Genomic DNA, 12,581 nt, shown 5'->3' with positions numbered 1-12,581 from the left:
CCGCAGCTCTACATCGCCTGCGGCATCTCGGGGGCCATCCAGCATCTCGCCGGCATGAAGGATTCCAAGGTGATCGTGGCGATCAACAAGGACGAGGAGGCGCCGATCTTCCAGGTCGCCGACTATGGGCTCGTCGCCGATCTCTTCGAGGCGCTGCCGGAGTTGCAGAAGGCGCTCTGAGCCGGCAAGGGCCTGGCTTTGCGACGATGATTTCACTGGAAATATACGTCGCGTCCCTTTATCACTTCACCGGGCCGGCTCGACCGGCCCGGTGTTTTTTTGCCTGCGCCTAGAGGTGCAGACTGTGTGACGAGGCGGTTGGCGCTATGATCAAGAACGTCGGTATTGTGGGTGCGGGCCAGATGGGGTGCGGTATCGCGCATGTCTCGGCCATGGCCGGGTACAAGGTCCATATCTACGACCTGTCGCCGGAGCGCATCGAGGCCGGGCTCGCCACGATCAACGGCAACCTCGCCCGCCAGGTTTCCTCCGGCAAGATGGACGACGAGGAGCGCAAGAAGGCGCTCGCGCTGATCAAGGGCTCTTCCGACATCAACGATCTCTCCGATGCCGACCTCGTCATCGAGGCGGCGACCGAAGACGAGACCGTCAAGCGCAAGATCTACGGCCTGGTCTGTTCCGTGCTGAAGCCGGAAGCGATCCTCGCCACCAACACGTCCTCGCTGTCGATCACCCGCCTTGCCTCGGCCACCGACCGGCCGGAGCGCTTCATGGGCATCCACTTCATGAACCCGGTTCCGGTGATGAAGCTGGTGGAGCTCGTGCGCGGCATCGCGACCGAGGAAGTCACCTTTTCGGCCGCCAAGGAATTCGTCACCAAGCTCGACAAGACGATCACCGTCGCCGAGGATTTCCCGGCCTTCATCGTCAACCGCATCCTGCTGCCGATGATCAACGAGGCGATCTACACGCTTTATGAAGGCGTCGGCTCGGTTGAAGCCATCGACACGGCGATGCGGCTTGGCGCCAACCACCCGATGGGGCCGCTGCAGCTGGCCGATTTCATCGGCCTCGACACCTGCCTTTCGATCATGCAGGTGCTGCATGACGGGCTCGCCGACTCGAAATATCGCCCGTGCCCGCTGCTCGTGAAATATGTCGAAGCCGGCTGGCTCGGCCGCAAGTCCGGCCGCGGTTTCTACGACTATCGCGGCGAGGTTCCGATCCCGACGCGCTGAGCGGCGGAGATTCCGCCAAGCCTGCCTTTCAGGGAAAAATGTTTCGCCTGCCGCCCCGGTGGCGACAGGCCCATGTCTCGGATCGCCACCGGCCGGTCGCTATTGTCTGCCCGAATTCAATTTCACATTCGGGGTTTTCCAGATGAAACGTTTGCTCCTTCTCGGCGTGGCTCTCCTCGGCCTCGCCGAGCCGTTCTCCGCGCATGCCGCCGACAAGCTCCTCAATGCTTCCTATGACGTGGCGCGCGAACTCTTCGAGGCGGAGAACGCAGCCTTCATCAAGGAGCATCCCGGCGTCACCATCGACCAGTCGCATGGCGGCACCTCCAAGCAGGCGCGCGCCATCGTCGAAGGCCTCGAAGCCGACGTCGTGACCTTCAACCAGGTGACCGATATCGATTTCCTGGCGAAGAACGGTTTCGTCGCGGAAGGCTGGCAGGCAAAATTCCCGAACAATGCCTCGCCCTTCTACTCCTTCCCGTCGTTCCTCGTTCGCGCCGGCAACCCGAAGAACATCAAGGACTGGTCGGACCTCGCCCGTGACGACGTGAAAGTCATCTTCCCGAACCCGAAGACCTCGGGCAACGCGCGCTACACCTATCTCGCCGCCACCGCCTACGCCAAGGAAGCCTTCAAGGACGATCCGGCCAAGGTCGAAGAATTCGTCACCAAGATCTTCGACAACGTGCCGGTCTTCGACACGGGCGGCCGTGCGGCGACGACGACCTTCGTCGAGCGTGAGATCGGTGACGTGATCGTGACCTTCGAGGCCGAGACCAAGGGCATTGCCAAGCAGTATGGCCAGGACAAGTTCGAAAGCGTCGTTCCCTCGGTCTCGCTGCTGTCCGAATTCCCGGTCGCGATCGTCGACAAGGTGGCGGACGCCAAGGGCAGCCGTGATCTCGCCAAGTCCTATCTCGACTTCCTCTATTCGCCGGAAGGCCAGAAGATCGCCGCCGAATTCGGCCACCGCGTTCATGACGAAAAGGTCGCCGCCGAGTTCAAGGACCAGTTCCCGGAAATCCGCCTCGTGAACGTCGACGACGTCTTCGGCGGCTGGAAGAAGATTTCCGAGGAGCATTTTGCTGAAGGTGGCACGCTGGACAAGATCTACGGCAGCCGCTGATCGTCCACAGCCATTGTTTTTCCGGCAACCGGCGGGCTCAGGCTCGCCGGTTGTGGTATGAGAAAGGAACGCACGTTGTGAGACGGCGTGTACTGCCCGGTTTGCCGCTCGCGCTCGGCATAACCCTCTTTTATGTGGCCATCATCGTCGTGCTGCCGCTGGCCGCGCTCGTCTTCAAGGCGGCGAGCCTCGGGCCGGAAGACTATTGGCGCATCATCTCGTCCGACCGCGCCTTTGCCAGCTACCGAGTGACCGTGCTCTGCGCGCTGGCCGCGACGGTGTTCAACCTGTTTTTCGGCCTGTCGCTCGCCTGGGTGCTGGTACGCTACCGTTTTCCCGGCCGTCGCCTCGTCGATGCGCTGGTGGATCTGCCCTTCGCGCTGCCGACGGCGGTCGCGGGCATCGCGCTCACCACGCTATTTGCCACGAACGGCTGGTTCGGCGGGCCGCTGTCGCTGCTCGGCATCAAGGTCGCCTATACGCCGCTCGGCATCATCGTCGCGATGAGCTTTACCAGCATCCCCTTCATCGTGCGCACGGTGCAGCCGGTGCTGGAAGAGCTCGACCCGGCGCTGGAAGAGGCGGGGCAGACGCTCGGCGCCAGTGATCTCTCGATCTTCGTCAGCGTCATCCTGCCGCTGCTGACGCCGGCGCTGCTCGCCGGCGTGTCGCTTTCCTTCGCGCGCAGCCTCGGCGAGTTCGGCGCCATCATCTTCATCGCCGGCAACCAGCCATTCTCGACGGAGATCACCGCGCTGCTCGCCTTCATCCGGCTGGAGGAATATGACTATCCGGCCTCGGCCGCGATCGCCTCCGTCATGTTGCTGACGGCCTTCGTCATGCTCGCCATCACCAACGTGATGCAGGCCCGCGCCCTGCGCTACACGGCGAGGGGCTGACGATGGCGCATAACAGGAAGGGCAAGCCGCCCCGCGTCGGCGACAACAGGATCTTTCGTGGCGTGCTGCTCGGCATCGTGCTCGTGCTCGTCGGGCTGATGATCGTCGCCCCGCTTGTCGTCATCGCCGTCGAAGCCTTTTCCAAGGGCATCGTCTATTTCGGCGAATCGATCGCCGATCCGGATACGCGCCACGCCATCATGCTCACCGTCATCACCGCGCTCATTGCCGTGCCGATCAACACGGCCTTCGGCGTGGCGGCGGCCTGGGCGATCACCAAACACGATTTCCGCGGCAAGCGGCTCTTGACCGTGATCATCGAGCTGCCCTTCTCGGTCTCGCCGATCGTTGCAGGCGTCTCCTATCTCTTCGTCTATGGCTTGCAGGGCCTTTTCGGTCCGGCGCTGCAATCGATGGAGATCAAGATTCTGTTCGCGCTGCCGGGTATCGTGCTCGCCAGCATGTTCGTGACGGCACCCTTCGTCGCGCGCGAGCTGATCCCGCTGATGCAGGCGCAGGGGCGCGATCTCGAAGAGGCGGCGACGTCGCTGGGCGCCAGCGGCTGGCGCACCTTCATCTCCGTGACGCTGCCCAATATCAAATGGGCGCTGCTCTACGGCGTGGTGCTGTGCAATTCGCGCGTCATGGGCGAGTTCGGCGCGGTCTCCGTCGTCTCGGGCAATATCCGCGGCCAGACCAACACGCTGCCACTGCATATCGAGCTGCTCTATCACGACTATAACGCGGCCGGCTCCTTTGCCGCCGCATCCATCCTCGCCGGCCTCGCCATCGTCACGCTCATCGCCAAGGTGGCGCTGGAGCGGCAGGGTGCTGGCCGCGTGCAGCGTCCGACGGCACTCGCCGGCGCCGACAGCATCATTCCGGAGACAAAACCTTGAAGATCCGCCTGGACAACGTGGTCAAGACGTTCGAGACCTTCCGCGCCGTGCACGGCGTCTCGCTCGATATCGAAAGCGGCGAGCTGGTCGCGCTGCTCGGTCCCTCCGGCTCCGGCAAGACGACCATCCTGCGCATTGTCGCCGGTCTCGAATATGCCGATGGCGGCGCGATTTATTTCGGCGACGAGAACGCCACCGACATTCCGGTGCGCGAGCGCGGTGTCGGCTTCGTCTTCCAGCACTATGCGCTGTTCCCGCACATGACGGTCGGCGAAAACATCGCCTTCGGCATGAAGGTCTCCAAGGTGAAACGTTCGCCGCAAGCCATCGCCGAACGGGTCAAGGAACTGCTCGACCTGGTGCAGCTCGGCGGCCTGAAGGATCGTTTCCCTGGGCAGATCTCCGGCGGCCAGCGCCAGCGCGTGGCGCTGGCCCGCGCACTCGCCGTCGATCCGCGTGTGCTGCTGCTGGACGAGCCTTTTGGCGCGCTCGACGCCAATGTGCGCCGGGACCTCCGCCGCTGGCTTCGAAAAATCCACGACGAACTCGGCATAACCACCATCTTCGTCACCCACGACCAGGAAGAGGCGCTCGACCTCGCCGACCGCGTCGTCATCCTCGACAAGGGCAAGATCGTGCAGGAGGGCACGCCGGAGGCCGTCTGCCGCACGCCGGCCAATGCCTTCGTGATGAACTTCCTGGGCGATGCCAACCGGCTCGATGCCGATATCCGCGGCGGCAAGGCCTATGTCGACGATATTGCCTTCGAGGCGGGCGGCGTGGCGGATGGCGGCGGGCAGATCCTGTTCCGCCCGGCGGATGTCACCTGGCGCGAGGACGGGCACGGCATTGCCGCAAGGATCCTGCGCGTCATCGACCGGCCAGATTCCCGTCGCGTGCTGGCGATGACCGGCAGCGGCCAGCCGGTCGAATTCGATACGGCGCCGGAATTCCCCCATCGCAAGGGCGAGCAGGGTTTCATCGATATCCGCCGGCCGCGCGTCTACGCGACCGCCTGACGCCTCAGCTCTTCGGCGTCGCCAGCGCGGCGTTGATCAGCGCCTTGGCGTCTTCGCTATCCCAGGCGGCGGGGCCGTTCATGGCGGAGATCAGGCAGCCCTTTTCGTCCATCAGCAGCGTCACGGGCAGGCCGAAGGCGAGGCCTTCCTTCTTCAACGTGTTGAAGACGCCCATCGAGGCATCGCGGTAATAGCCGAGCTCGTTGACGCCGGTCTCCGTGAGGAAGGTTTTCGGCTTCTCGTCGTCGCCGGTGTCGATGTTGATCGCCACGACCTCGAACTTGTCGCTGCCGAGCTCCTTTTCCAGCGCGTTAAGCGCCGGCATTTCTTCGCGGCAGGGCACGCACCAGGTCGCCCAGAGATTGACGAGCAGGGTTTTGCCGGCGAAGTCGGCAATTGTCTTCTTCTTGCCATCCGGGCCGTCGAAGATCAGGTCGGGCAGCGGGCGGTGTTCGTCGACCGTGCGCATGGCGGCGACCTGGCCCTTGGAGAAGGGCGTGATCGCTTCGGCCTTGGCGCTGGCGGCGGCGCAGGCGGCGGGATCGGCGGAGGCGACGGTGCCCGCGCCATTGCCAGACAGGCTTTCCTTCACGTATATCGCTGCACCACCGGCGAGAAGTCCGGCCAGTCCCGCGATGGCGATCAGCTTCGTGGCGGGCAGGCCGAATGTCTTCTTCAATGTCATTTCATTCTCCAGGACAGGCACCCATGGCTGACGGCACTTCCGAGACGAAATCCTCGAACCAGATGTGGGGCGGCCGTTTCGCCTCCGGGCCGGATGCGATCATGGAGGAGATAAATGCCTCCATCGGCTTCGACAAGAAGCTTTACGCCCAGGACATCCGCGGCTCAAAGGCGCATGCCGAAATGCTGGCCCATCAGGGCATCATTTCGGCGGACGATAAGGAAAAGATCGTTCACGGTCTCGACACGATCCTGTCAGAGATCGAAAGCGGCCAGTTCGAGTTCTCGCGCCGGCTGGAAGACATTCACATGAACGTGGAAGCCCGGCTTGCGACGCTGATCGGCCCGGCCGCCGGCCGCCTGCACACGGCCCGCTCGCGCAACGACCAGGTGGCGCTCGACTTCCGCCTCTGGGTGAAGGAAGAGCTGGAAAAGACCGAGAAGGCGCTGACGGGCCTGATCGCCGCCTTCCTCGACCGCGCGGAAGAACATGCCGAAACCGTCATGCCCGGCTTCACCCATCTCCAGACGGCCCAGCCGGTGACCTTTGGCCACCATTGCATGGCCTATGTGGAAATGTTCGGTCGCGATCGCCAGCGCGTGCGCCATGCCATCGAGCATCTCGACGAGAGCCCGATCGGCGCCGCAGCGCTCGCCGGCACCGGCTATGCCATCGACCGCCATATGACGGCGAAGGCGCTCGGTTTCCGCGAGCCGACGCGCAACTCGATCGACACCGTGTCGGACCGCGATTTCGCGCTGGAATTCCTGTCGATCACGGCGATCGCCGCGGTCCACCTGTCGCGCCTGGCCGAAGAGATCGTCATCTGGTCGACGCCGCAGTTCGGCTTCATCCGCCTGTCGGATGCGTTTTCGACCGGCTCCTCCATCATGCCGCAGAAGAAGAACCCGGACGCCGCCGAGCTGGTGCGCGCCAAGACCGGCCGCATCAACGGCTCGCTGATTGCGCTTCTGACCGTCATGAAGGGCCTGCCGCTCGCCTATTCCAAGGACATGCAGGAAGACAAGGAACAGGTCTTCGACGCCGCCGAAAGCATCGAGCTGGCCATTGCCGCGATGACCGGCATGGTGCGCGACATGACCATCCGCACCGACAAGATGAAGGCGGCAGCCGGCTCCGGTTACTCCACCGCGACGGACCTTGCCGACTGGCTGGTGCGCGAGGCGGGATTGCCCTTCCGCGATGCCCACCATGTGACGGGCCGCGCCGTGGCGCTGGCCGAGAGCAAGGGCTGCGACCTTGCGGAACTGTCGCTGGAGGATCTGCAGGCGATCCATGCCTCGATCACTGCCGACATTTTCAACGTGCTGACGGTCGAGGCCTCGGTCGCCAGCCGCAAGAGTTTTGGCGGCACGGCACCGTCGGAAGTCAGGAAGCAGATCGCCTGGTGGCGGCAGCGGAACTGATCAGGTTGCTTGCAGGACTCATCAGCAGAATCAGGGTGCACAAGACTTGGCGAATTCGCTAAGGATGGTGCCCACCCGATCACCGGCAATTCCAGGGAACGCCTCATGACACGCATCGATATCGGCAGGCTCACGCTCGTGCTCTGCCTTTCCGCAGCGGTCCTCACCGCCTGCGGCCGCAAGGGCGATCTCGACCTGCCGGGCGGCGCAAAACCGGTCGTGAAGACCATCGACGGCAAGAAGGTCGAGCAGGTCGAAGACAAGCCCTTCATCCTCGACCCCCTTCTCTAGTTGTTTTAAACGGACAAGACCCGTGAACCATTTCGAGCATCGCGACGGCATCCTCTATGCGGAGGACGTGCCCGTTCCGGACATCGCCAAGGCGGTCGGCACACCCTTCTACGTCTATTCGACGGCCACGCTGGAGCGCCACTACAAGGTCTTCTCCAAGGCCTTCGATGGCGTCGACGCCATGGTGTGCTACGCCATGAAGGCGAACTCCAACCAGGCGGTGCTGAAGACGCTCGCTAAGCTCGGCGCCGGCATCGATGTGGTGTCGGAAGGCGAACTGCGCCGGGCGCTTGCCGCGGGCGTTCCGGCGTCCCGCATCATGTTCTCCGGCGTCGGCAAGACGCCGCGCGAGATGGATCTGGCGCTTGAGGTGGGCATCTACTGCTTCAACGTCGAATCCGAGCCGGAACTCGAAATCCTCAATGCCCGCGCCGTGAAGGCCGGCAAGGTCGCCCACGTCTCCTTCCGCATCAATCCGGATGTCGATGCGCGCACCCACGCCAAGATTTCGACCGGCAAGAAGGAAAACAAGTTCGGCATTTCCTGGGAGCGCGCGCGTGCCGTCTATCGCCACGCGGCGAGCCTGCCCGGCATCCAGGTGACCGGCATCGACATGCATATCGGCAGCCAGATCACCGAGCTGCAACCCTTCGAGGATGCCTTCAAGCTGCTGCGCGAACTGGTCGATACGCTGCGCGCCGATGGCCACAGCATCGATCATGTCGACGTCGGCGGTGGCCTCGGCATTCCCTACAAGACGGACAACGCCCCGCCGCCGCTGCCGGATGCCTATGCGGAGATCGTCAAGAACCAGCTCAAGGGCCTCAACTGCAAGATCGTCACGGAACCCGGGCGCCTGATCGTCGGCAATGCCGGCATTCTGGTCACCGAGGTCATCTACGTGAAGGATGGCGGCGAGAAGACCTTCGTCATCGTCGATGCGGCGATGAACGATCTCATTCGCCCGACGCTCTACGAGGCCTGGCATGAGATCCAGCCGGTCGTTCTTTCCGCCGCGAGCGCCCCGCGCATCCGCGCCGATGTGGTCGGCCCGGTCTGCGAGACGGGCGATTATCTGGCGCAGGACCGCGAAATGGTGCAGCCGAAGCCGGGCGATTTGATTGCCGTCGGCTCGGCCGGCGCCTATGGCGCGGTGCAGGCCGGCACCTACAACAGCCGCCTGCTGGTGCCGGAAGTGCTGGTCAACGGGGCCGAGTTCCACGTCGTCCGCCCGCGGCTTTCCTATGACGACCTGATCGGGCTCGACTCGCTGCCGAACTGGCTCGCCTGAGGAAATCCCGCACGGGAACGTGATCACGTTTTTGCGCGTGCCCTCGTCTTCGCCACAAAGCATGTTATCTTTTAGCCGTGACAACCTGCAGCGGAGAGCGGCGACCGATGGCGATTGACACGGAACGGCAGCGCGAGACGGCGGCGAGCGGCAATCCGCTGGCCCGTCGGCTTGCGGGCAAACGCCTTGCCGCCCGGACCATCCTCTACCTGGAAGCACTCGCCCCGCGCGTGCTGCCGATCCTGCTGCTCGTCGCCGGCTTTCTGGCGCTGACGTGGTTCGGTTATTTCCGCCATGTGCCGGCCTGGCTCCATATCGCGACGCTCGCCATTTTCGCGCTCGGCCTTGTCTGGTTGCTTTTCCGCCTGCGCGGCATCGTCTGGCCGTCCGTCGATAATGCCGATCGCATGCTGGAGACGCGCAACGCGCTCGCCCACCAGGCGATCCGCGTGCAGGACGACAGGCCGGCGGGTGGCGATGCCTTTGCGCAGGCGCTCTGGCGCGAGCACCAGGCCCGCATGGCGCGTCTGATCGGCACGCTGCGCACCGGCGCTCCGGAGCCGGATATCGCCCGCCATGACCGCCACGCGCTGCGCGCCGTGCCGGTGCTCCTCCTCGCCATCGCCTTTGCCTTCTCCTATTCCAACCGCGGCGGCCTGCTCGCGGACATCGTTTCGCTGCGCGCGCCCAGCGAATCCGCGCCCGATGTGCGCATCGATGCCTGGGTGACGCCGCCGGCGCATACGTCGCGCGCGCCCGTCTTCCTCACCGGCAACGGACAGGGCCAGCCGAGCGAGGCGGCGAAGGGCGAGATCCGCATTCCCCAGTTCAGCGAGCTGACCGTGCGTGTCACGGGCGGCAGCGGCGACGAGCAGGTGAGCTACCAGGTGGCCGGCGAGACCGCTGCCACCGCCATCGAGGAAGAAAAGCCGAAGGACGAGAAGGCGGAAGGCGCGAAGACCGAGGCGAAGGTGCCGGTCGCGGTCGCCAACGGCGCCAAGACCCTGCATTACAAGATCCTGAAGGACGGCACGCTTTCGGTCGATGGCCGGACCTGGGCCTTCACGGTCATTCCGGACCGCGTGCCGGAAATCGCCTTCGACGGCATTCCGAAACAGACCGTGGCCGCGGCGCTGGAGATCAGCTTCATCGCCAAGGATGATTATGGCCTTCAGGAAGCCCATGCGGAGATCGTGCCTGTCGAGGCGCAGAAGGATGCCCGGCCGCTCTATCCGCTGCCGGAATATCGGCTCGACCTGCCGCGTCGCAGCGCGCGCGATGCCAAGGGCACGACGAGCCGCAACCTCTCCGAACATCCGCTTTCCGGCAAGCGTGTGAAGATCACGCTCGTCGCCAAGGATGCGGCGGGGCAGGAGGGGCGCAGCCAGCCGGTCGAGATGGTGCTGCCGGCAAAGAATTTCTTCGAGCCGCTCGCCGCCGCCGTCGCCGAACAGCGGCAGGTCTTTGCGCTCGATGCCAACCAGTTGCTCTATGCGATCGCGCTCAACGAGGCGCTGACCATGCGGCCGGAAGAGACGATTCCGAACCTCACGCATTACCTGCTGCTGCAATCGGCCGCCGCGCGCATGAAACTTTCACGCACGGACGACCAGATGCGCGAGACGGCGGATTATCTCTGGGAGATCGCGCTCGGCATCGAGGACGGCAATCTTTCGCTCGCCGACCGGCGCCTGCGCGAGGCGCAGAAGGCCTTGTCCGAGGCGCTGGAGCGCAATGCCCCCGACGAGGAGATCGCCGCGCTGATGAAGGAACTGCGCGAGGCGATGGAAGCCTATATGCAGGAGCTTGCCCGCCAGGCCGCCAAGAACGGCCAGATGCAGCAGAATGCCCAGCAGCAGGGCCAGATCCTGCGCCAGCAGGACTTGCAGCGCATGATGGACCAGATCGAGAATCTGGCCCGTTCCGGCGCGCGTGACCAGGCGCAGCAGATGCTGTCCGAGCTCCAGCGCATGATGAACAACCTGCAGGCCGGCCGCCCGCAACAGGGGCAGCAGGGCCAGCAGAACGATGCCATGCGCCAGCAGATGGATAAGCTCGGCGAGCTGATGCAGAAACAGCAGCAGCTGATGGAGCAGACCTTCCAGCTTGACCAGGCCTTGCGCGACCGCCAGCAGCGCGGCGACCCGATGCCGGGCGAGGAAGGCGAGCAGCAGCAACAACAGCAGGGCGACAACGGCGCCGGCCAGCAGCCGACCGACCAGATGACGGCCGAACAGCTTCGCGAGGCGCTGAAGAAGCTTCAGGAGCAGCAGGATGCGCTGGGCAAACAGCTCGGCGAGGTGCAGGAAGCGCTGAAGGGCATGGGCATGGAGCCAGGCGAGGGCTTTGGCCAGGCGGGCCGTGAGATGAAGGGTGCATCGGAGGCACTTGGCGAAGGCCAGGGCGAATCGGCCGTCGGCAGCCAGGGCCGGGCGCTGGAGGCGCTGCGCCAGGGCGCACAGAACATGATGAGCCAGATGCAGGCCATGGGGCAGGGCCAGGGTCAGGGACCCGGCGAAGGCATTCCGCAGGCCGGCCGCAACGGGCGCGATCCGCTCGGCCGCGAGCGCCCTGTCAACGGGCAAGGCCCCGATTTCGGCGGCCCGACGAAGATCCCGGAAGAGATCGACATCCAGCGCGCGCGTGAAATCCTCGACGAGATCCGCCGCCGGCTCGGCACCGGTGCGGCGCCCGGCTTCGAGCGGGATTATCTGGAGCGGCTGCTCGGGATTCGGTGATTAGGCTGCCAAAGCCTGTGCGACAGCGCGGCGGATATCCGGCAGGCTGAAGGGCTTGCTCACCACGTCGACGATCTTCGACGCGAGGTCGTCGGCGCGTTCGCGCTGTTCGGCATAACCCGTCATCAGCAGGATTTTCAGCGCCGGGTGGGCGGCGGCGGCCTTGTGGGCGAGCTCGATGCCGTCCATCACGGGCATGCGGATGTCGGAGAGCAGCAGGTCGAAGCCGCCGGCCGTCAGGGCGTCGAGCCCGGCGGCGCCATCCGGCGCCTCGACGGTCTCATGGCCGTCCAGCCGCAAGGCGCGCGCGACGAAGACGCGCAGCGAATCCTCGTCTTCGGTGATCAGAATCTTCGCCATCGGTTCCCCTGTTCGGTCCGTTCGGCAATGAAAAGACCAGACTTTCCTTGTCGATCGGTAAACGGCGGCTGGCGGAATTTGCAGTTAGGCGTCGGCGTCGCCCGTGACGATGCCGACGAAGGGCAGTTCGCGGAAGGCGTAGGCCACGTCCATGCCGTAGCCGACGACGAAATAATCCGGGCATTCGAAACCGACATAGTCGGCCTCCAGGTCGGTCTTGCGCTTCTCGCGCTTGTCGAGCAGCACGGCGATGGTGACGTTGCGCGCGCCGCGCTCGTACATCAGTTCCTTGGCGAAGGTCAGCGTGCGGCCGGATTCGAGGATGTCGTCGATCAGCAGGATATCGCGGCCGGTGACGTCCGAATCGATGTCCTTCACCACCTTCACGCCCTGCGAGACGGTGCCGGTGCCATAGCTCGACAGTGTGATGAACTCGACTTCCGGCGCAAGGCCTGCCGCATGCAGCGCGCGGGTCAGGTCGGCGGCGAAGATGAACGAGCCCTTGAGAACGGCGATGACGAGAAGGTCCTTCGTCGGGCCGCCGGCGATCTGGACCGCAAGCTCTTCGTTGCGCTTGGCGATCTGCCCGGCGTCATAGAGCGTTTCGATCTTTTTTCCGCGGACAATATGCATCGCGAGGGGGCTCC

13 protein-coding genes are annotated in these 12,581 nt (G+C 64.6%); 10 read left to right on the top strand and 3 right to left on the bottom strand.

Annotated elements, in window-relative coordinates; translation table 11 throughout:
• The 6 genes from AC1Q6Z_RS34840 to AC1Q6Z_RS34815 form a co-directional block, all read left to right on the top strand.
• Positions 1–180 (top strand): electron transfer flavoprotein subunit alpha/FixB family protein (locus AC1Q6Z_RS34840; protein WP_492650708.1); only part of this gene is annotated, 180 nt, incomplete at its 5' end.
• Positions 181–326: 146 nt separating this feature from the next.
• Entirely contained in the window at positions 327–1,199 is an 873-nt protein-coding gene (locus AC1Q6Z_RS34835; RefSeq protein WP_256121418.1) for a 3-hydroxybutyryl-CoA dehydrogenase, read from the top strand.
• Positions 1,200–1,341: 142 nt separating this feature from the next.
• Positions 1,342–2,325, top strand: coding sequence for a sulfate ABC transporter substrate-binding protein (locus AC1Q6Z_RS34830; protein ID WP_492650707.1), 984 nt, complete (start codon positions 1,342–1,344; stop codon positions 2,323–2,325).
• Between the two features lie 77 nt (positions 2,326–2,402).
• Positions 2,403–3,224 carry a sulfate ABC transporter permease subunit CysT gene (gene cysT, locus AC1Q6Z_RS34825; protein ID WP_492650706.1) on the top strand — a complete coding sequence of 274 codons (822 nt, stop codon included), beginning with the start codon at positions 2,403–2,405 and terminating at the stop codon, positions 3,222–3,224.
• Between the two features lie 2 nt (positions 3,225–3,226).
• Positions 3,227–4,123, top strand: a complete 897-nt coding sequence (gene cysW, locus AC1Q6Z_RS34820; protein ID WP_492650705.1) for a sulfate ABC transporter permease subunit CysW — start codon at positions 3,227–3,229, stop codon at positions 4,121–4,123.
• Positions 4,120–5,142: a sulfate/molybdate ABC transporter ATP-binding protein gene (locus tag AC1Q6Z_RS34815; protein ID WP_492650704.1), complete on the top strand. Its 1,023-nt coding sequence runs from the start codon at positions 4,120–4,122 to the stop codon at positions 5,140–5,142. The genes cysW and AC1Q6Z_RS34815 overlap by 4 nt, the downstream gene beginning before the upstream one ends.
• Positions 5,143–5,146: 4 nt before the next feature.
• On the opposite strand, the gene tlpA is transcribed toward AC1Q6Z_RS34815, so the two are convergent.
• A complete protein-coding gene (tlpA, locus tag AC1Q6Z_RS34810; RefSeq protein ID WP_492650703.1) occupies positions 5,147–5,827 on the bottom strand; it encodes a thiol:disulfide interchange protein TlpA in 681 nt (226 codons plus the stop codon).
• 23 nt (positions 5,828–5,850) lie between these two features.
• Between tlpA and argH the strand changes: the two genes are divergently transcribed.
• From argH to AC1Q6Z_RS34790, 4 genes are all read left to right on the top strand, one after another.
• Positions 5,851–7,254: an argininosuccinate lyase gene (gene argH, locus AC1Q6Z_RS34805; RefSeq protein ID WP_492650702.1), complete on the top strand. Its 1,404-nt coding sequence runs from the start codon at positions 5,851–5,853 to the stop codon at positions 7,252–7,254.
• Between the two features lie 105 nt (positions 7,255–7,359).
• Positions 7,360–7,545, top strand: a complete 186-nt coding sequence (gene lptM, locus AC1Q6Z_RS34800; RefSeq protein WP_319324196.1) for an LPS translocon maturation chaperone LptM — start codon at positions 7,360–7,362, stop codon at positions 7,543–7,545.
• Between the two features lie 22 nt (positions 7,546–7,567).
• A complete protein-coding gene (gene lysA, locus AC1Q6Z_RS34795) occupies positions 7,568–8,836 on the top strand; it encodes a diaminopimelate decarboxylase (protein ID WP_492650701.1) in 1,269 nt (422 codons plus the stop codon).
• Positions 8,837–8,943: 107 nt separating this feature from the next.
• A complete protein-coding gene (locus tag AC1Q6Z_RS34790; protein ID WP_492650700.1) occupies positions 8,944–11,574 on the top strand; it encodes a TIGR02302 family protein in 2,631 nt (876 codons plus the stop codon).
• Here the strand turns inward: AC1Q6Z_RS34790 and AC1Q6Z_RS34785 are convergent, their stop codons facing one another.
• Together AC1Q6Z_RS34785 and hpt are read right to left on the bottom strand one after the other, a co-directional pair.
• A complete protein-coding gene (locus tag AC1Q6Z_RS34785) occupies positions 11,575–11,934 on the bottom strand; it encodes a response regulator (RefSeq protein ID WP_319324192.1) in 360 nt (119 codons plus the stop codon).
• Between the two features lie 84 nt (positions 11,935–12,018).
• Entirely contained in the window at positions 12,019–12,567 is a 549-nt protein-coding gene (hpt, locus tag AC1Q6Z_RS34780; RefSeq protein WP_256121408.1) for a hypoxanthine phosphoribosyltransferase, read from the bottom strand.
• Positions 12,568–12,581 lie beyond the last annotated feature (14 nt).

The organism is Shinella sp. GW835-FHT14H05 (assembly GCF_058793575.1).
The sequence above is the reverse complement of the archived record's forward strand: the minus strand, read 5'-3'. Positions and strand labels throughout refer to the sequence as shown.

Excerpts from the sequence above, each read along its gene's own strand:
- AC1Q6Z_RS34835 (WP_256121418.1), top strand. The coding sequence starts at position 327 with ATGATCAAGAACGTCGGTATTGTGGGTGCGGGCCAGATGGGGTGCGGT.
- AC1Q6Z_RS34830 (WP_492650707.1), top strand. The coding sequence starts at position 1,342 with ATGAAACGTTTGCTCCTTCTCGGCGTGGCTCTCCTCGGCCTCGCCGAG.
- cysW (WP_492650705.1), top strand. The coding sequence starts at position 3,227 with ATGGCGCATAACAGGAAGGGCAAGCCGCCCCGCGTCGGCGACAACAGG.
- tlpA (WP_492650703.1), bottom strand. The coding sequence starts at position 5,827 with ATGACATTGAAGAAGACATTCGGCCTGCCCGCCACGAAGCTGATCGCC.
- argH (WP_492650702.1), top strand. The coding sequence starts at position 5,851 with ATGGCTGACGGCACTTCCGAGACGAAATCCTCGAACCAGATGTGGGGC.
- lptM (WP_319324196.1), top strand. The coding sequence starts at position 7,360 with ATGACACGCATCGATATCGGCAGGCTCACGCTCGTGCTCTGCCTTTCC.
- AC1Q6Z_RS34790 (WP_492650700.1), top strand. The coding sequence starts at position 8,944 with ATGGCGATTGACACGGAACGGCAGCGCGAGACGGCGGCGAGCGGCAAT.
- AC1Q6Z_RS34785 (WP_319324192.1), bottom strand. The coding sequence starts at position 11,934 with ATGGCGAAGATTCTGATCACCGAAGACGAGGATTCGCTGCGCGTCTTC.
- hpt (WP_256121408.1), bottom strand. The coding sequence starts at position 12,567 with ATGCATATTGTCCGCGGAAAAAAGATCGAAACGCTCTATGACGCCGGG.